Here is an 18,948-nt window from a genome sequence, read left to right as displayed (position 1 = left end):
TCCCCCTTCCCCATTCCCCATTCCCCATCAAGAATTAGAATTCGGTCGTCCCCAATCCCGCACCACCTTGGTGACCGACTCGCGAGTGACTTCCGCGCCGAATCCCCAGGCTAGGAGGGTGAGATAATCGCTCCAGAGATTGGCACCGAAGGTGGTGGGTTTGACGTATAGCTGAATGAAGCCCAATCCCGATAAGAGAATCGTGGCGATCGCGTAACTGGTGAGGGAAAACACCTGTAACTGTACCGGGGCTTTGGAAGTGGGGGTTGCCGTGGCCGGATGGACCGAAGGTGGGGCAAACACCAACCGGGGAATGGAAAGCACCATATCCCGACTGCCACCGGTGGTGAGGGGTTCGAGTTTAGCGATCGCCGTTTTTAAATCTTTGGAGAGGGTTTGATAGGTTTCCCCATCGTTGGGCACCATCGTATTCAGTTGCAGCGCTAAATTTTGCGTCTCCACCCGCCAGGGTTCCTCCGACTCTCCCGGCGCGATGCGGGCGCACAGGCTGTTGAGGTGTTTTAAATCTTCTTCGAGCAACAAATAGCGATTGAGGTATTCTCCACATTCGTCGAGTTGTTGTTGCAGAGCTTGGGGCAATCCGTTGGGGGCATCCTGAATCGCCCGATTGATGCGCCGGCACACTGACTGGAGATACGATCGCTCTGGGCTGAGGTTGCCTTCTTCTTGAATCCGCTGTACCAAACGATCCCCGTAATCCATTTGGGCGATCCAATCTTCTCGATGCCGCCGCCACGTCACCCAAATGGCTTCGGCGCGATCGATAGCTTCGGCGGCCGCATCCCACTGTTCCCCTTGCAAGGCCATTTCCATATCCAACAGGTGCGCGTCGATTTGAGCCTGAAACGAGGTAGCGCGGGCGAGTTTGGGATCGGCACTCATCTGAGCGTGCAGTTGTCCCATGCGGACTAAGACGCGATCTCGAGGTTTGCCTTGGGCGCGATAGGTGGACAGTCCCACCCCCAAACCCACTCCCGTCAAGAGGACGATTAAAGGGACGAGGGGAGAATCTTTGAGTTGGATGGTCAGAGGAACGATGTGTTGACCGTTATCGTATTTGAGGAGTAACTGACCGTTGTACTCGCCGCTGCGGCGAATGCGATCGAAATCGAATTTGAGCGGCAGGGTCAAAATTGAGTCGGCATCGATCTTCGTTTCCGGTTCCCCCGCAATAATCCCCGCGTCGGGAAACGTTGCTTCTCCCCCCCAGGTTTCGAGTGCCAGCGGTACGACTTGCAAGTTGTCCAAGCCGTCGCGGGTTTGCACGAGCAGGTTGCGGGTTTCGTTCCCCCCCCGCGTGCCGCGAACGATGAGACGATCGGGTTTGACGGAAATCGGTTCGCGGACGACTTCTTGGCGCTCTTCTTCCTCGTCGTCAAAGTCAAAATCGTCGTCGAAGTCCTGGGCGGTGGCGGGTAGTGCGAGCAATACAAGCAGCGATAAGAGCAACCCCCATCGCGTTCTGTGGTGTTGGGCGCATGAGGCGGTAAGATGGCATTTCATGATGGTGGCTAGTTGCAGATGGCAAATAGGGTAAGGGTTAGAGCGAGTCGGACCCACCGGGAAAAATCATCGCAAAATTAAGATAACGTCAGTTTTGGATCGGACGATTTCAGGTGAGAGTGGGGAATGGGGAATGGGGAATAGAGGATTTTTCTCCCTAGCGTAGTGCTATACCCAGTGTTGTCATCTCAGTTTCGAGAGACTTGCCGATTACCCGAACATCTCCCAGAGTCGACATCCCGGCGAGGTGGCCGCATCAAAACTGACGTTAATATAGATAGCGCGCGATCCGAAAGCGACGATCCCAGCGTTGGGTCTACTCGATCGCCTTGCGGTACATCTTCGGAGAGGATAAGGGGCGTCTCCTACGCCTGCGTGAGTGCAACAAGAATCGATCGTCCGAAGTTGAGGTTACCGACATTTTACACAGGACCGTTGAGAACGGGGGAAATCCAAATTAAAACTTGTAGAATCAAGTTGGGCACTCGATCGAAGAGTACCATTACCGAATAACTCCGGACTCCAGCAGTGAGTATTTTGGCACGATGAACGGTCGCAAATATTAGGTTGCATCGATAAACATCAAAGATATCTACACCAAAGATATTTTCCACGCTCGAGTTCGCCAATACGTCAAACCTCGCAAGAGTTAAGCAATTCATGACAGTAGAGACATCTCTAGTTGCCAAACCGATTTTTCTAGTCGGCGCCGAGCGTTCGGGGACGACTGTCCTGCGGCTGATGTTTGCAAGCCACCCCAAATTGGCGTGGTGCAACGAGTTTGAATATAGTGTCGATCGGGTTGCCGACGACGGAACGCCACCGCATCTGAATGACTATTACGAATGGTTGGAAGCCCATCGCGTGTTTCAGGCTACCGGGTTCGAGCTCGATCGCAATTTGACTTATATCCAACTAGTGAATAGCTTCTTGTCTCAGAAGAGAGCGCAAGAGGACAAACCCTTGGTGGGGGGAACGGTTCACCGTCATTTCGATCGATTGCTGAAAATTTGGCCCGATGCTCGCTTCATTCATCTGATTCGCGACCCCCGTGATGTGGCGCGTTCCTGCATCGGAATGGGTTGGGCCGGCAACGTGTGGACGGGTGTGGAACGCTGGATCGAAGCCGAACGTTTGTGGGAGGAGTTTAGCGCCCAACTGCCCCCCGAGCGCGTCATCGAAGTCACCTACGAGACTCTGATCGAAAAACCGGAGGAAACCCTCACCCGCCTGTGCGAATTTATGGGCATTCCCTACGACGAGGCGATATTAAATTACGCTCAGACGACCACCTACGATTTGCCCGACGTTCGCTATATCGCTCAATGGCGGCGCAAGCTTTCGGAGGAAGAAATTCAACTGGTTGAATCGAGGGCGGCTCAAATGCTCGTCGATCGCGGATACGAACTGAGCGGCTTACCGTCGATTTCATTAAATGAAGCCATGCAACAACGACTTCGATGGCAAGATCGATGGCGGCGCGCTCAATTCCGGCTGGCACGCTACGGCGTGCCTCTATTTGTGGAGAACTACGTATCGAGGCGCTTGGGGGACAAAGAGTGGCAGAAAAAAGTTAAGCAGAAGATCAATGCAGTGGATGTGAAATATCTCAAGTAGCGTCAGTTTTGGATCGGACGGTTTCCGGTGAGGGTGGGGTGTGGGGAATAGGGAATGGGGAATAGGGAATGGGGAATGGGGAACAGGAAAAAAAGTATTTTTCTCCCCAGAGACCAGATGTACCCCAGTGCCGTCCCCTCGCTCTCGATGTGCTCACCGACTGCCCGAACGTCACCGAGAATCAGCATCCTGGCGAGGTAACGTCAGCAATTTGTCGGGTGGGCTGTTTTGGTGGGAGGATTTCACGTTTGCCCGAGCGCTCGAACTGCCTACCCACCCCGATTGAATTCGAGCGAACGTACGAAAACCCTATTCTCTGGTTGAAACGATCGATTTCTCTCCCCGTTCCCCCTTAACCCTGTTTCGCGCGTCGAGACGCTAAAACTGACGTTAGAGATTGTCGTCTCGATCGAGGAAGGGAAACAATGCCATGCCGACGACGAACCCACCGGCATGAGCCCAATAAGCTACGCCCCCACCGGCTGCCATGGCGGAGTTGTTCAAACTGACGAAACTAAAAAAGGCTTGCTGGAGAAACCAAATTCCCAGGAAGAAATACGCGGGAAGGCGAATGGTGGTGATGAAAAAGCCCAGAGGAACGAGGGTCACTACCGGAACGCGGGGATATTTGAGGATATAAGCCCCCATGACCCCGGCGATCGCACCGCTAGCCCCCACCAGGGGAACCGCAGAATTCATCGAGAACACCCATTGAGCTAACGCCGCAGCAATGCCGCAAATGAGATAGAAGCCGATAAATTTCACCGGACCGAGGCGATCTTCGATATTATTGCCGAAAACCCACAGAAATAGCATATTACCCGCCAGATGGAGAATGCCGCCGTGCAGGAATTGGGAGCTAATCAACGTCAACCATTCTCCCATTCCCGATATACCGGCAAAGCTGGCGGTTAACTCTTGCGGCACCACCGCCCAAGTTTGAATAAATTGACGCAGTTGGGGTTGGTTGAGACTGCTCTGAAATAAGAAGATGGCAATATTTAATCCCACAAAGCCATAGACCACGTAGGGGGTATTTTCCGTTGGATTTTCGTCGCGGATGGGAATCACGGATGTTATTGGGGTTACTAAACGCTCGATCGAGTTATTCTCGGCTCGTTCTTTCTATTTTAAAGATTCAAAACTAGACTGGCTGTAGGAGTGGCGGCTAGCACGATTCTCCGCTGAACTGAGAGGGAACGACCCGCTCGTAGTATTCTTCTTCACTAATTAAATCGCTAGAACTTTCAACGCGATCGGGAAACAAAATACCGTCAAGATGGTCGTATTCATGCTGAAAAATCCGAGCGACAAAATCGGTCAATTGGGTTTGGTGCAAATTCCCATTTCGATCGAGATACTCAACCTCAATGGTTTTAGCTCTCGGGACTCTTCCTCGGAGATTCGGCACGCTCAAACATCCCTCCCAACCCAAAACTTTCTCTTGGGACATCGAAATAATTTTCGGATCGATCGTTGCCGTCGGTTCCATTTCTGGGGCGTTGGGATACCGAGGATTGGGGCGCGATGCCACGATAAACAAACGCAGCGATCGAGAAACTTGAGGAGCGGCAATTCCCACGCCCTTTTCTTTTTTCACCGTTGCCAACAAGCGATCGATGAGACTTTGAAGGTCTCGATCGATTTGGAGAACAGGACGAGATATTTCTCGTAGTTTTGGATGTCCGACTTTCAGGATTTGCACGATTATATTAACGATTTATTATTGTTTTATATTTATAATTAAATTGAGATTAATTTAATTATTTGGCACTTCAAACAATCGGATAATAAATTATTTTAAAGCTTAAGTACGAGTAGTATTGGGGTTTATTCTAATTAAATCAATATGGAGTGGGATAACCGATTCTGGCAATAGGGACAATACCCTAAAATACACGATCGTCTGGGATGTCATTACCCGATGTTCGTGGTACAATTTGATTATCGTACTTTAATACGTTTAGGTAGGAGTGTTGAGCTATATACAGTGTGGGCGACCGCCGCACCGTACAGTCTTGCCCTGGAATCGGTTAATGTACAAGCGATAAATTTCTATTTTAGCATCCGATAAATACTTTTTACCTCGTGCCAGTCTCTCGAGGCAAAATAAATGCCGACCCGATAATTTTTCAAGGTGAAATTTTAAGTATCGATCGCGAATAGCAACAGAAATATTCGAATAATTATTTGATTGATTTTTAAGTCAACACTTTTTTCTGTTAACCATTATCATGAAGGAGGATCGATTATGGAGATCGAATTCAACGAAAATCAATATTTAGATTCGGTCAAAAAACATCCATTAGTGACTGCGTGTTTTGCCTCGATCGCTCTATTTGCGCTCGTTAGTTATTTAGCCTCTCGTCAAGCCAATCGAGAAACCATCCGGACTTTCGATTGCTCGTCCAAAATTTCCACAGAAGATAGCATTCCCCAGGAAAAATTACAACAGTTAAAAAATCGAGAAGGCAACGATCGCTCCACCGTCGAGCAAGTGCTGGGTGTTTCTCATTGCAGCTTACCCAAAATTGCCATTCGAGAAGGGGCGATCGTCCATCGCGAAGTGTACTATACCGCCGAAAATGCTCGGTCGATTGTCGCATACGAAGACGGTCAATACTTAGGTTTTGGGATCGAAAACCTCGATCGCCCCGGGCAATGGTGGGAATCCGAAGCCACGATGCGAGCGCCCCGTAGCGTTAGAGAAATAGAACTCCAAAATACTTGGGAAGTTAAAGCCGGAGATTCGATCGAAGGATATTTTATCGCCAGTGGCTTGGGAGATATCTCATTAGCTATGAAAGGCAAAGTTATCGCTCCAATTGATGGAAATATCGAAGAAAAGTTCGTCTTAATTTCCGATGGTCGCTTAATTCGAGGCTTATCCGATTGCGTTATGTTCTCCAGTCCTCAACTACCGGCATATCTGATTAAACTCTGCGGACTCGCATCCCGTAATTTAGAGCGCGTTGAACGAGGAAAACCGATCGGAAAAACCAATGGATACTTACATATTTCCTTACTTTCCTACCGACCGAATCAAGAAAATGGTGCGATTTGGGTTTACGTTCCCCCTTCCCCGCAACTGATCGAAAGTCTGGTTGCCGCGCGTTAGTTTTGCGGCTGCGTGACAGACCCACCTTTGCGTTGAAATTTATCGCGATGAAACGCTTTCTCAAAACCCGATAAGTGTTTCTCCCATCCTTGAGTGACACATTCATACCGATCCTCTGGTGTGTCAGTCAAGCTCCATCCTCCAGGAGAATCTGCCATGACTTCACCCACTCCAATTCTCCCCCGTACAATCTCGCATACGGTTCCTCGTACAGTCGCAAGTCTCGCTGCGTTCACCGTGGGAATTGCCCCAGCCGTCCGCAGCGAAACCATCGCCCTCGATTTTAGCGTGGGGGACGCTAAAACAGTCTCTCCTCCTCCAGCGATACCCCAGTCCCCGCGTCCGAAAAAAGTGCCCGTTGCCCTGCACTTCGACATTCCCAAAGCCAGTTCGAGCGAAAAAGTCGCGATCGAAGAGGTGAAAATTGAGGACGTAGCGATCGAACCCCTGGCTGCCGTAGTACCTCCGCCAGGAACGACGCCTTTACCCGTACCCAAACCCCCGATCTCCCAAACCGCCAAACCGCTGCCGCCACCGCCTCCTGCCGCCCCCAAACCCAAACCGCAACCCCCGCCGCAAGTGGCTCAAATTCCCGAAGCGTGGTGGCAGCAAGGGTCAGAATCCCCCCTCGCCATTGCCCTCGGGGCAGCGGAAGGAACGCGACGCTACGACGGCAGCCGCACGCCAATTTATTACTGGCACACCGATCCGGGCAACTACGCCGATAACTTTGGTACCTTCAGCTACCAGCACTTGCAACCGGCCGAAAAAGCCCCGGTGGTGGCTGCCAAAACCGCCGATCGAAAGCGGCAAATCTCCGCCAATCTGGGACTCGCGGAAATCGCCGATCGCCGTCAGCTTGCCCGCATCCAAAAATATTACGAGCAAATGTGGCAACAAGCCTTCGAGAAAGGGATGAATTTGAATCAGCAAGAATTAATTGCCGGGTTAGATTTAGCCAATCAAGCCCCCCTGGCAGCCCTCAACTCCATGGGCTATCTCGATCGCCTGATTCAGATGCGCCAGCTTCTCGACGATCGCGACGAGCAAATCCTCGAAGCGCGAATTTGGGCCTACTGGCATCCCAAACGCAATACTTGGGACGCACCGGGATTGGGGAATACCTACGATCGCATCCGCCACGACCAAAAACGCCGTTTGGGGGAAATCGAAAAAGCCCTTGCCGTGGTGCTTCCCGAGGAAAATCGTCCCGGAAAAGATCCCGTCGCCAATCTGAAAGATCGTCCACAATCCAACACCGCGATCGCAGCAACACCGGAACGTCCCCAATACCGGGCCGTAACACCGGAAGAAGCGGCAAAACGACCGTTCCCCTGTATGTTGTGTGGCTTTTAGGCGATCGGACTCAGGGGTGAATATCGCCTGAACAGTTCATTCATTCAGATCGATATTCACTCCGATCGCCTCCCATTCTGCTGGTGGTGGTAAAAACCCGTCATTCGATCGCCGTTCCGCTTCGTGTTAAAAAGGTGGGTGATATTTGCGATTCTGGATGGGTTTAGCATGGGACGAGTATTTTTATCAGCAGGACATGGCGGGTTCGAAAACGGTCAGATCGATCCGGGGGTCATTGCTGGAAATACCACCGAAGCCCAAGAAGCCATCCTCATCCGGGATTTAGTCGCCAGTAGCCTGCGCACCCGCCAAGTGGAAGCCCTCCTCGTCCCTGACGACCTCAGCGCCACTCAAACCCTCAACTGGATTAACCAGCGCTACCGGTCTGGAGATATCGCCATCGAACTCCACGCCGAGGGAACCACCAACCCCAATATTCGTGGAACCACCGCCTACTATATTGCCAACAATCCCCAACGCCAAGAAAATGCCGCCCAAGTCCTCGAAGCCTTGCTCAGAAAGGTACCGCAGTTGCAAAATCGGGGGGCGAAACCGGATACGGAAACCGCCACGGGGAGTTTGCTGTTTTGTCGGGGAGTGATTCCGCCGTCGGTGTGGCTGGAAATCGGGTTTCTCACCAATCCCGACGATCGCTTCTTAATGTTTAATCGCCGCCAGGATATCGCCGAGGGGATTGCCGACGGACTGGTCGCCTGGGAAAGCGGAACGGCACTGCCGGACCCCATCGTACCGGTTCCCCCCGCACCCACCTACCCCACCATCGGTATTAACGTTAACGGTCAAATGTACGAAGGGTCGGGGTTGCTGGTGAACGGTAATTCTTTTATTCCCGTGGATTTGGCCGATAGTTTGGGGGTGGACCTGTCCAATGCCGCCAATATTCGCCGCCTGCGCTACAACAACGTGGTGTATGTCAAAGCGGTGGATTTGCGAGATTTCAATATTTCCGTCGGCTGGAACAATACGACTCGCGCGGTGGTGTTGCGATCGATTTTACCGATTTGCGTCGGTCAGTTGGACAAGATTATGGGTCACGGCAACTCCACGGAAGTGCAACTGATGATGTTTCTGCGCAATACCAACCCGGCCGCCATTTCCCGATTTCCCGAGATTGCCAAACTGTATCGGGAGGAAGGCAGCGTCGAGGGAGTGAACTACGATATAGCCTTTACCCAGATGTGTTTGGAGAGCAATTTTCTGCGCTTTGGCGATGGCATTTCCCCCAACTCGAATAATTTTGGCGGTTTGGGTTCGGCAACGGGCACGAGTCCTGCATCCTTTGCCAGCGCGAGAATTGGGGTCAGGGCCCATGTCCAACATTTGAAAGCCTACGCGAGTACGGAACCCCTGGTACAACCTGTAGAAGACCCCCGATTTCGCTTCATCACGCGGGGAGTTGCGCCGTTAGTCGGGCAACTTGACGGTCGCTGGTCGGCTGCGGCTAACTATGGGGCGCAAGTGATGGCGTTGGTGCGGCGGCTTTACGAATCGGCGAGTTTGCTGTGAATGAAGGGTTTGAACTGAGAGACTTAAAATTCTCGATCGCACTTCAGTTTGTTTGTGTCTTAAGGTTAATTTAAGATTAACACAAAGTTATTATATAATTAAAAAAAGTGCGAATTCCTATTGGACTACCCAACAGGAATGAACTTCAATATCGCGCCCACTTTCGACCTAATTAAACTTGAGTATGCGTTCTATTACCCGAGAAGTTTCTAGGCTAATGCTCGGGCAAAATATTATTAGATGAAGTCAAAAAATAAATTGTTTCGGGTTGTCTCGATCTCGATCGATTATTTTATTCATCTCATTTTTTTTGTAAAAAAAAGCTTCGCGCAATAAATTTTTGTCAGGGTTCAAATCATGAAAACTAGCTCTCATATGTCTGCAAGTGAATTGAATTCGCTTGAATTTAATCGACCGTTTAAAATAGATATTAACGTCGAGCGGTTTGCAAGAAAAACTTTAAAATTTCTTTCAATTGTTGTCGCCATTCTAGTTGGGTGTTCGCTTTTAGGAGATATCATTCGCTCGATTACACCGGATTTTCCCTTGCGCGATTTTCTTGCCTACCGGTTTGCCGTCAGACACGACCACAATTTTCCGACCCTTTACTCATCTTTAGCATTGCTATTTTGTGCGGTGCTTCTCGGTTTCATTTCATGCTTGAAATCTAGAGTACAAGATCGGTATACTGTTGGTTGGCAAATTTTAGCCGTTACCTTTGTTTACCTGTCGATCGATGAGCTAATTGGACTTCACGAAGCCTTATCCAAACCCATGCACAACTTAGGAGTTAATGGCTTCTTTCATAACGCCTGGGTCGTTCCCGGATTTATCGCTCTGTCAGTGTTTTTGTTGTGCTTCTACAAATTTTTCCGCCACTTGCCACAATCGACCCAATACTTAACGGCATTATCTGCGTTTTTGGCGATTGGCGGTGCTTTTGGGGTCGAGTTACTCAATGGATATTACAAATATCTGAATGGAGAGGATAATTGGGGCTATATCCTCTTTACAACCGTCGAAGAAGTGATGGAAATGTTGGGTATCGTCCTCTTTATCTATACCTTACTGATGTACCTGCCTAAAATGGGAGTCAAACGCATCAAGTGGGTTTTGAATGTCAATCGAAATGACTAATTGACGGTTTTATGTCAGCGAAAGTTACCTACAGCAGCGCTTATACCCTCGTCCCCACTTACGAATGCTTTAACCGTTGCGCGTACTGTAACTTTCGCACCGACCCCGGCCAGAGTCCTTGGATAAGCGTGGCGGCCGCCCGAAATATCCTCCAATCCCTGCAAGATACCGAAACCATCGAGATTTTAATCCTGTCTGGCGAAGTTCACCCCCAAAGTCGGCGACGAAAAGCGTGGTTCGATCGCATTTACCAATTGTGCGAACTGGCCCTATCTCTAGGCTTCCTCCCCCACACCAATGCCGGTCCCCTGAGTTGGGAAGAAATGGCACAACTCAAACAGGTCAACGTTTCCATGGGGTTGATGCTCGAACAAGTCACCCCCAAACTACTCGAAACCGTTCATCGCCACGCCCCCAGTAAAGTGCCCCAAATCCGGCAGCAACAGCTAGACTGGGCCGGAAAACTGCGTATCCCCTTCACCACCGGTTTGCTGCTGGGAATTGGCGAAACCCCCACCGATTGGGAACAGACCTTAAATGCGATCGCCGCAACCCATCGCCAGTGGGGTCACATCCAAGAAGTCATCCTCCAACCCCACAGCCTCGGACAGCAGCAGCCCTGGGCGGGAGATACTTTCAATCCCCAGCAGTTGGTAGAAGCGGTGAAACTCGCCCGTCAGATGTTGCCTGCCGACATTACGATCCAAATTCCCCCCAACTTAGTCGCCACCCCCAAGATTCTCCTCGCTTGTTTGCAGGCGGGGGCGCGGGATTTGGGGGGTCTCGGACCTACCGACGAAGTCAATCCCGACTACACTCATCCCACTCCTGGGCAGCTTGCCAAGATTCTCACTCCAGGCAACTGGCAGCTAGTACGGCGATTGCCCGTATATCCGCAATACGAAGGCTGGCTGAGTGCGCGTTTGAGGGAGGCAATAACCGCGAACTTTCGAGGCAGGGGAAAGTGTAATGGACAATTAATGGGTTAGTTGCAAAGCTCTTCCCCATCTCCCTTATCCTCCTTGTCTTCCCTCTCCGTGTCACCGCGTCACTGTGTCTCCGTTTCTGCCCATCCCCCACACCCCATCACGCACTGACGCGATATTAGAAACCTCTCATCTAAAGTTCATCTTCAGTCACTCATACTTCACCCGAGCTTCATTGGCTGGCGGCATACTCAGTCATAGATTGAATCGATAACAGTTTCGAGGCGATCGAACGAGCAAATTGCCAATGCATTACTCGGGGAGGTTTATAGATGAAAAAGGTCTTATTTTACTGCCAGCACATTCTCGGCATGGGACATTTAATTCGCAGTATGGAAATCGTGCGCGGATTGCTTGATGATTTTCAAGTCTGCTTTATAAATGGCGGACAAGAAATTAAAGGGTTTCCTTTTCCCGAAGCCATCGAAGTGGTGCAAATTCCAGCGATTAAAACCGACCCCGAATTTCAAGAATTGCAAGCAGTCGATCGCTCCCTGACTCTCGAGCAAGTTCAGGATATTCGGCGAGAAAAACTTCTCGAAACTCTGGCAACTTTTCAGCCAGACATCCTAATTGTCGAGTTATTTCCCTTCGGGCGACGGCGTTTTTCTCCGGAACTGATTCCGTTTCTAGAAACGGCGAAAGCTGCGGGAACGAAAATTGCATGCAGTTTGCGAGATATCGTCGTCACTAAGCAAAACCAGCAGCGTCATGAAGAAAAGGTTTGTAAGTTGATGAATAAATACTTTGACTTACTCCTCATCCACGGAGATCCGGATTTTATTCCCCTAGAAAAAAGTTTTTCTCGCGTGGGCGATCTCAATTGTGAAGTTCGCTATACCGGTTACGTGACGCAACCGCTCACCCAACCGATCGAAACCGATCGCCCTCTGATTTTAGTGAGTGTCGGTGGGGGACGATTCGGACATAACTTACTTGAATGTATGGCAAAAACTGCACCTTTACTCGAAGCTCGGATTCCCCATCACATTCAAATGTTTACCGGACCCTTTGCACCGGAAGCATTATTAGAAAGTTTGCAAAAAACAGCAAAAAATATTCAGAATTTAACGGTCGATCGCTATACTTCAGACTTGCTGAGTTATATGCAAAACGCCGATTTATCCATTAGTATGTCGGGTTACAATACCACCCTCAACGTACTCAAAACCGGGGTGCGGGCGATGATTCTACCCTTTGAAGGAAACAACGATCGCGAACAAGCCACCCGCGCCGGAAAACTGGCTGAACTCGGTCGAGTCCAAGTCATTCATCCCGATAATTTGCAACCGCAACGTTTTGCCCAACATATTATCGATAACTTGCTCGAAGAACCCCCATCTTTGCAGTTCGATTTTGAAGGGGCAACAAACACGGCACGTTACCTTCAACAACTCGTCGATCGAATTGCCGTTGCCGCCTAGAAGCAGCATCTTGCTCTGCGTTATAACTTATCCCTTGACTGACAAAAGTTCGATCGACTTTGAGATCGAAATACTGGCACAGGTCGCGTAATTTATCCGATCGTGACTCGGTATTTTCCAGGGCGTACTACCTCCTCCGTTCTTGTGTTTCTTATCCCTCCCGCAATGATTATGAAAACAAAAATTTGCTTGACCACCCTGGAATATCCCCCCGATGTGGGTGGCGTTGGCGAATCTGTTTCTCGCATCGCCAAGATGTTGCAAGATTTGGGTTACGAAGTCCACGTCGCCGTTTTCCATTCCAAACTGCGGAAAATCACCGACAAACCCAAGCGTACCGGCTGCAAAACCAACATTCAAGATGGCATTACCGTTCACCGTCTCAAAGCCGCCATTCGCACCGAACTCGTCGCCATCCAAGACTATCTGTGCGAAATTTACGCCCAACTAAAAATCCTCCACCAACAGTATCAATTCGATCTATTCCACGCCTTTTTCATCAACGAAACCGGGTTCTTGACGACGATGTTAGCGAAGGAATTCAACCTGCCGGTTATCAACAGCATTCGGGGTAACGATCTACACAAACATATTTTCGATCCCAAACAACAAGCCAAAATTTCCTGGACTCTGAGCAATTCCGATTGGACGACGTTTGTCAGTGGCGATTTGCAACGTCGGGCCGAAGTGTTTGTCCCGCAAATCATCGGCAAATCTACCTGTTTCTGGAATTCGATCGTTCCCATCGATTTCAATGAAATCCCTCAACCCACCAACCTGCCAGAGTTACGAGGACTCGTCATCGGTTCCGTGGGGCGGTTCCGGGACAAAAAAGGAATCGACTTCCTCATCGATGCCTGCGTTTCCCTCAAAGACGAGTTGGAATTCACCCTGCTGCTCATTGGCGATTTCGTGGCCAAAGAGCGGGAATACTGGCTGGACGTCGTCGAAAATAGCGGCATTGCCGATCGCATCACCATCACCGGCATTCTACCGCGAGTCGAAGCCCTCGGTTACTTGCAACACGTCGATCTTTTCGCCATCCCCTCCATCCACGACGGTTGCCCCAACGCCATGCTCGAAGCCATGCTCGCCGGTAAAGCCATCCTCGGTTCCACCGTCGATGCCATTGGCGACATCCTTGACGATGGTGTCGATAGCCTACTGGTTCCCCCCGCCGATGCCAAAGCCATCCGCCACGCTATCCGTCAGTTTGCCTGCAACCCCGAACAGCGGCAGGCGATGGGAGAAGCCGCGCGGCGCAAAGTCCTCGAACAACTCGCTCCAGAAGTCGAACGGCAAAACTGGAGCCAAGTCTACGAACGAGTTCTCAGCCGCAGAGTTACTTCTACCTGGCCTAATGCCAAGGTTTCCGCAGACACTCCCGCGATTGCAGCCTTCGGTTAAGGCTTTTGGAGTCTAGGAGCACCGTAGGGTGGGCAAGAATACACTGAATCATCCCAGTCCATCGCTCATTAGTCTTGCCCACCTTACCTTCTCTTCCCCCCACACCCTACACCCCACACCCCATTCCCTACTCCCATTCATCTACCAAATGTAGGAGACAGATCCCATGACATTACCTAAAGTCACCTTAGTGGTTTCCCCTAGAGAACGGTTTAGCTACACCCAACAAAACCTCGACAGTCTCTACGAGAATACGCGCTATCCGTTCTCCCTGGTTTACGTCGATGGCAACTCCCCCACACCGGTACGCCGCTACCTAGAGGCGGAGGCGCGAGAACGGGGATTTACGGTGGTGCGGACAGATCGCTATTTAGCCCCCAATCAAGCGCGGAATCTGGGTTTAACCCAGGTCGGCACCGATTCGGAATATGTCGTTTTCGTCGATAACGACGTCAGCGTTGCCCCCGGATGGCTCGAGAAACTGGTGACCTGCGCTCAGGAAGAAGCTGCCACGGTCGTCTGTCCTCTAACTTGTATCGGCAAAAACCTGCACCAAAAAATTCATCTCGCCGGTGGCGAAGCTCGCATCGTCTTGGAAGTCAACGGCGATATGATGAAGCGCAAGGTTCACGAAAAGCACTATTTCGTCAATCGTCCCGTCGCCGAAGTGCAAGATAAACTGCATCGCCAGCAATGCGAATTTGCTGAGTTCCACTGCGTCCTAGTGCGCCGGAGTATCTTCGACGAAATCGGTCTCCTCGATGAAGAACTGCTCAACACCCGCGAGCATATCGATTTCTGCTTGAGCATCACCCAAGCCGGAGGTAGAATCTTCTGCGAACCGGATTCCGTCGTCACCTACGTTCCCGATTCGGGTTTTGAGTGGAGCGACCTTACCTTCTTTATGTTGCGCTGGAGTGACGAGTGGGAAGAAAAAAGCCTCAAGCACTTCCGCACAAAATGGGATTTGACTAAAAAGGATAAATACTTCCAAAAACGTTATCGACGCTTGGGCTATCGCCGCCACAACGCCTTCCTCAAACCCTTAGTGCGTCGCATCAGTTTCGGGCAGCCAACCCCCTGGCTGGAAAAACTCATCATTCGTGCCGAACGCCCCCTCAATCGCTATATCACCCACCGGCATCAGACGCTCGTGGCGCAGAAGTAATTGGGGCATCGGAGGCTTCGGGGGCAACGGGAGCTTTAGAGGCTAAATTCTCCTAGTCCCCTAGTCCCCTAGTCCCCTAGTCCCCTAGTCCCCTAGTCCCCTAGTCCCCTTGTCTCCTTGTCCCCTTGTCTCCCACACCCATTAACTGAAAATGCCTCGTCCTAAAACTCTCAAGCAAACGCTGCCGAGTCTCGGTCGCATTCTCAAAAAGTTCGCCCCCCATCTGCGCCAACAGGGTTGGTTAATGAGCGGAGCATTTTTGGCACTGCTGGTGGAGACGGGATTTCGCCTGCTCGAACCCTGGCCGATGAAGTTTATTTTCGATCGCATCTTGCTGACGGGATTCGATGTGAGCGATGTGGACTTTTTCGGTTTAGAACGGTTTGGCGCAACGGGATTGCTGACGCTGCTGGCCCTGGCGATGGTACTCGTTTCCACCGGACGCGGATTCTGTGCCTACCTGAGTACCGTTGGCATGGCAATCGCAGCGACGCGGGTGATGACGGAAATCCGCAGCCAACTCTACTCCCACATCCAGCGCCTCTCCCTGGCTTTTCACTCCCATGCCAAAAGCGGCGATTTGATGACCCGCGTTACTTACGATATCGAACGGTTGCGAGAGGTGACAGTGGTGGCAGCCCTGCCATTAATTACCAACGTGCTGTCGATGGTGGGGATGCTGGGGGTGATGTTTTGGGTGAATGTGGAGTTGGCTTTAATTGCGATCGCCATTCTCCCTCTATTTCTACTCACCACCGCCACCATGTCTCGTCGGATTAGCGGCGTGGCGCGCCAGCAACGGAAGCGGGAAGGGGCAATGGCGGCAACGGCAGCGGAAGCCATCGGTGCGATTAAGGTGGTGCAAGCGCTATCGTTGCAGGGAATGCTGGAAACCGCTTTTGCCAGCCAAAACAAAAAGAGCCTCAAGGAAGGGGCGAAAGCTCAGAAACTGCGGGCCCGACAGGAACGGACGGTGGAAGTGCTCGTGGCGGTGGCGACAGCCCTCGTCCTCTGGCGCGGGGTGCAGTTGGTGCGGTTAGGTAGTGTCACCCCTGGGGATTTGCTGGTGTTTATTTCCTATCTCAAAGTCGCCTTCAAACCCATGCGCCAGTTGGCCAAATATACCGGACAAATTGCCAAAGCGGTCGCCTCGGGGGAACGGATTCTCGATTTATTCGATATCGTTCCGGAAATTCGCGACAGCCGAGGGGCGATGGATGCACCCTTATTCACCGGTCGGGTGGAGTTTCGCCGCGTTAGCTTCGGCTACGAGTCAGAGCAGCGAGTACTCGATGGGTTGAATTTTACCGTCAAACCGGGGGAACGAATCGCCTTGGTGGGGGCTTCTGGGGGCGGCAAATCCACCTTAGTCAGTTTGCTACTGCGGCTGTACGATCCCTGGGAAGGGCAAATTCGCATTGACGGCTGCGACCTGCGGGAGTACAAAATCGAGTCCCTGCGCCGGCAAATAAGTATCGTTTTGCAAGATAGCGTTTTGTTTGCTGCCAGCGTCCGCGACAATATTGCCTATGGCTGTTTGGGGGCAACGGACTGGGAAATCGAAGCGGCCGCCAAACTCGCCAACGCCCACGATTTTATCCTGGAGTTGCCCGAGGGATACGATACGGTTTTGGGAGAACGGGGGGCCACTCTTTCGGGAGGACAGCGGCAACGCATCGCCATCGCACGCGCCGCCGTGCGTCAAGCGCCCATCGTCATTCTCGACGAACCCACGGTGGGGTTGGACAATCGCAGCGAAGCTGTAGTCAACGAAGCCCTCGAACGCCTCACTCGCCATCGCACCACGTTTTTGATTACCCATGATTTAGATGCTGCCCGCAGTGCCGATCGCATTTTCTACCTGGAAGGAGGAAAAGTTTGCGAATCGGGAACTCACGAGGAGTTGCTAAAACGGGGAGAGCGGTATGCCAATCTTTACGCGCCGAAATCGTTGCTGGCGAAGTGTTAGAGGAGGCTTTGGGGGCTTTAGGAAGCGCAGGAAGAATCGACAGTAGATAGTGGGAGCATCTTGCTCCCGTTTCCCCCATTTCCTCCAATTCTCCCTCTTTCCAAATTCCGCGCCTCCGAATTCCGAATTCATTCCCCCCTTTTCCTTACATCCTGATGGAGGATACAGATGTTAGTTCAATCAAAATCGATCGCCTCAAATTCCGAGCTATCTGCTTTTTCTCTCAATAACGAGCGCCCCCTTTCCAGACCCTGGGCGATCGCCACTCGGGTTATTTTAATCCGCCACGGTCGCAGCACCTACAACCAACAAGGACGCTATCAAGGACGGTGCGATCGATCGGTTTTAACGGAACGAGGATTGGAAGATGCCTATCGAACGGGGGGGTTTCTCCAACAAATCCAGCAACTGGCTACCTCCGATCCCATCGGTACGATCTACACCAGCCCCCTCCAGCGCACTCGACAAACAGCTAACCAAATTCTGGCGGTTTTAGGGAATATCGAAACGTTAAGTCCGAGGCTAAAAGTCGATCGCAACCTCGAAGAAATCGATATGTCTTCCTGGCAGGGATTAACCTATCAGTACGTGCGCGAAAACTTTCCCGAGGAATATCGCTGCTGGCAAGAACGCCCCCACGAATTCGAGAGTCCCGCAGGAACTAAACCCTTGCAAGACCTCTACCAACGGGCGAGACTGTTTTGGTCTGAGATTTTATCTCGGCACAAAGGAGAAACGATCGCGATCGTCTCTCACGGGGGAACCAATCGGGCGCTGATGGCGACGGCAATGGGGATGAGTACAGATCGTTACCATGCCTTGCAGCAGTGCAACTGCGGGGTGAGCATCCTCCAGTTTCCCGCAGATTCTACAAAACCCGCCCGGTTAAGTGCCTTGAACTTGACGACCCATCTGGGACGAAATCTACCCAAACTCAAAAACGGCAAGTCCGGTTTGCGATTGCTGCTGTTACCCACGGAAACCCCCCATCGGCAAGTCCGGCAAGTGGCGCGGTTTCTCCACCCCCAATCCCCCAACGTCATCCTCAGTACCGACTTAGAGCGATCGACCCAAATCGCAGAATCCCTGCTCGAATCTCACTCCTCTACGGTACACTTACAGGTTTTGCGCGATGATATCGTTTGGAATTGGGCCGAAGTGATGAAGTCGCGACCCGTGGGTACATCTCAAGTCGGTGCATCTCAAAAACCACAATTGGTCACCGGTTTGGCGATCGTCCCTCAAGCTACCATCTCCACCTTCGTACAAAAACTCTGTAGCTGTTCCTCCCTTACCATCAACCCCGGAACCCTCAGCGTCTTGCACTTCCCCCAAGAGCGATCGCAACCCACATTGCAAGCCTTGATTCCCATGTCAGGCTAGTACTCCATCATACGGATTTTGAGGGGCATCCTAGAATTTGTCTAAAACTCTCAAACGATAAGCAAAAGCTATCAAAGCGATAGAATTTTTAAATTTACAATTATTTACATAATGCAATAATTTAGTTAATCTGGTTACAGAAGGAAAGCGCAAGCCAAACCTTCAAGAACCTCGAAAACTACATAGCAATTATCCTGCAATCATGACCACCACCATTCAGCAGCGCGAAAGCGCTTCCGTGTGGGATCGGTTCTGCAACTGGATCACCTCCACCGAAAACCGGATTTACGTCGGTTGGTTCGGCGTGTTGATGATTCCTTGCTTGCTAACCG

The 18,948-nt window shown here is 51.2% G+C and carries 15 protein-coding genes and 1 pseudogene; 12 read left to right on the top strand and 4 right to left on the bottom strand.

The genetic code is table 11. The features are described 5' to 3' along the window. Positions 1-27: 27 nt before the first annotated feature. On the bottom strand, positions 28-1,524 hold the full coding sequence (locus AC2215_RS20100; protein ID WP_486811789.1) for a hypothetical protein: 1,497 nt from the start codon (positions 1,522-1,524) through the stop codon (positions 28-30). A gap of 422 nt (positions 1,525-1,946) precedes the next feature. After that, the gene (locus AC2215_RS20095) at positions 1,947-2,153 is read right to left on the bottom strand and encodes a hypothetical protein (RefSeq protein WP_486811788.1); all 207 of its coding nucleotides are present in this window, start codon (positions 2,151-2,153) and stop codon (positions 1,947-1,949) included. Positions 2,154-2,184: 31 nt separating this feature from the next. Here AC2215_RS20095 and AC2215_RS20090 point away from each other — a divergent pair, with 31 nt between their 5' ends. Then, positions 2,185-3,141, top strand: a complete 957-nt coding sequence (locus tag AC2215_RS20090; protein WP_486811787.1) for a sulfotransferase family protein — start codon at positions 2,185-2,187, stop codon at positions 3,139-3,141. Between the two features lie 390 nt (positions 3,142-3,531). Here AC2215_RS20090 and AC2215_RS20085 read toward each other — a convergent pair whose 3' ends face one another. Beyond that, on the bottom strand, positions 3,532-4,212 hold the full coding sequence (locus AC2215_RS20085) for a rhomboid family intramembrane serine protease (protein ID WP_486811786.1): 681 nt from the start codon (positions 4,210-4,212) through the stop codon (positions 3,532-3,534). 97 nt (positions 4,213-4,309) lie between these two features. Then, positions 4,310-4,849, bottom strand: coding sequence for a peptide deformylase (gene def / locus AC2215_RS20080; RefSeq protein WP_486811803.1), 540 nt, complete (start codon positions 4,847-4,849; stop codon positions 4,310-4,312). A 543-nt stretch (positions 4,850-5,392) separates the two neighbouring features. Between def and AC2215_RS20075 the strand changes: the two genes are divergently transcribed. From AC2215_RS20075 to AC2215_RS20025, 11 genes and pseudogenes are all read left to right on the top strand, one after another. After that, positions 5,393-6,259: a hypothetical protein gene (locus tag AC2215_RS20075; protein WP_486811785.1), complete on the top strand. Its 867-nt coding sequence runs from the start codon at positions 5,393-5,395 to the stop codon at positions 6,257-6,259. Between the two features lie 156 nt (positions 6,260-6,415). Beyond that, positions 6,416-7,615, top strand: coding sequence for a hypothetical protein (locus AC2215_RS20070; RefSeq protein ID WP_486811784.1), 1,200 nt, complete (start codon positions 6,416-6,418; stop codon positions 7,613-7,615). 168 nt (positions 7,616-7,783) lie between these two features. Then, a complete protein-coding gene (gene tftA / locus AC2215_RS20065; protein ID WP_486811783.1) occupies positions 7,784-9,142 on the top strand; it encodes a hormogonium tapered terminus morphoprotein TftA in 1,359 nt (452 codons plus the stop codon). Positions 9,143-9,499: 357 nt separating this feature from the next. Continuing rightward, positions 9,500-10,279 carry a hypothetical protein gene (locus tag AC2215_RS20060; RefSeq protein WP_486811782.1) on the top strand — a complete coding sequence of 260 codons (780 nt, stop codon included), beginning with the start codon at positions 9,500-9,502 and terminating at the stop codon, positions 10,277-10,279. An 11-nt stretch (positions 10,280-10,290) separates the two neighbouring features. Continuing rightward, on the top strand, positions 10,291-11,268 hold the full coding sequence (gene cofG / locus AC2215_RS20055) for a 7,8-didemethyl-8-hydroxy-5-deazariboflavin synthase subunit CofG (protein WP_486811781.1): 978 nt from the start codon (positions 10,291-10,293) through the stop codon (positions 11,266-11,268). A 269-nt stretch (positions 11,269-11,537) separates the two neighbouring features. Beyond that, on the top strand, positions 11,538-12,689 hold the full coding sequence (locus AC2215_RS20050) for a glycosyltransferase family protein (protein ID WP_486811780.1): 1,152 nt from the start codon (positions 11,538-11,540) through the stop codon (positions 12,687-12,689). 171 nt (positions 12,690-12,860) lie between these two features. Next, the gene (locus tag AC2215_RS20045; protein WP_486811779.1) at positions 12,861-14,096 is read left to right on the top strand and encodes a glycosyltransferase; all 1,236 of its coding nucleotides are present in this window, start codon (positions 12,861-12,863) and stop codon (positions 14,094-14,096) included. Positions 14,097-14,262: 166 nt separating this feature from the next. Continuing rightward, a complete protein-coding gene (locus AC2215_RS20040; protein ID WP_486811778.1) occupies positions 14,263-15,264 on the top strand; it encodes a glycosyltransferase family 2 protein in 1,002 nt (333 codons plus the stop codon). 151 nt (positions 15,265-15,415) lie between these two features. Further along, positions 15,416-17,233, top strand: a complete 1,818-nt coding sequence (locus AC2215_RS20035) for an ABC transporter ATP-binding protein (RefSeq protein WP_486811777.1) — start codon at positions 15,416-15,418, stop codon at positions 17,231-17,233. Between the two features lie 168 nt (positions 17,234-17,401). Next, complete coding sequence (locus AC2215_RS20030) at positions 17,402-18,616, top strand: histidine phosphatase family protein (protein WP_486811776.1); 1,215 nt, start codon at positions 17,402-17,404, stop codon at positions 18,614-18,616. A 202-nt stretch (positions 18,617-18,818) separates the two neighbouring features. Continuing rightward, positions 18,819-18,948 (top strand): annotated as a pseudogene (locus tag AC2215_RS20025) (photosystem II q(b) protein); the annotation flags it as partial.

This window comes from Zarconia sp., assembly GCF_057467645.1.
Note: the sequence above shows the minus strand (reverse complement) of the source record. Positions and strands in the feature narration are given on the sequence as shown.

What these genes read in the sequence shown, in the direction of transcription:
- AC2215_RS20100 (WP_486811789.1), bottom strand. Translation starts at nt 1,524, where the DNA reads ATGAAATGCCATCTTACCGCCTCATGCGCCCAACACCACAGAACGCGA.
- AC2215_RS20090 (WP_486811787.1), top strand. Translation starts at nt 2,185, where the DNA reads ATGACAGTAGAGACATCTCTAGTTGCCAAACCGATTTTTCTAGTCGGC.
- AC2215_RS20075 (WP_486811785.1), top strand. Translation starts at nt 5,393, where the DNA reads ATGGAGATCGAATTCAACGAAAATCAATATTTAGATTCGGTCAAAAAA.
- AC2215_RS20070 (WP_486811784.1), top strand. Translation starts at nt 6,416, where the DNA reads ATGACTTCACCCACTCCAATTCTCCCCCGTACAATCTCGCATACGGTT.
- tftA (WP_486811783.1), top strand. Translation starts at nt 7,784, where the DNA reads ATGGGACGAGTATTTTTATCAGCAGGACATGGCGGGTTCGAAAACGGT.
- AC2215_RS20060 (WP_486811782.1), top strand. Translation starts at nt 9,500, where the DNA reads ATGAAAACTAGCTCTCATATGTCTGCAAGTGAATTGAATTCGCTTGAA.
- cofG (WP_486811781.1), top strand. Translation starts at nt 10,291, where the DNA reads ATGTCAGCGAAAGTTACCTACAGCAGCGCTTATACCCTCGTCCCCACT.
- AC2215_RS20050 (WP_486811780.1), top strand. Translation starts at nt 11,538, where the DNA reads ATGAAAAAGGTCTTATTTTACTGCCAGCACATTCTCGGCATGGGACAT.
- AC2215_RS20045 (WP_486811779.1), top strand. Translation starts at nt 12,861, where the DNA reads ATGAAAACAAAAATTTGCTTGACCACCCTGGAATATCCCCCCGATGTG.
- AC2215_RS20040 (WP_486811778.1), top strand. Translation starts at nt 14,263, where the DNA reads ATGACATTACCTAAAGTCACCTTAGTGGTTTCCCCTAGAGAACGGTTT.
- AC2215_RS20035 (WP_486811777.1), top strand. Translation starts at nt 15,416, where the DNA reads ATGCCTCGTCCTAAAACTCTCAAGCAAACGCTGCCGAGTCTCGGTCGC.
- AC2215_RS20030 (WP_486811776.1), top strand. Translation starts at nt 17,402, where the DNA reads ATGTTAGTTCAATCAAAATCGATCGCCTCAAATTCCGAGCTATCTGCT.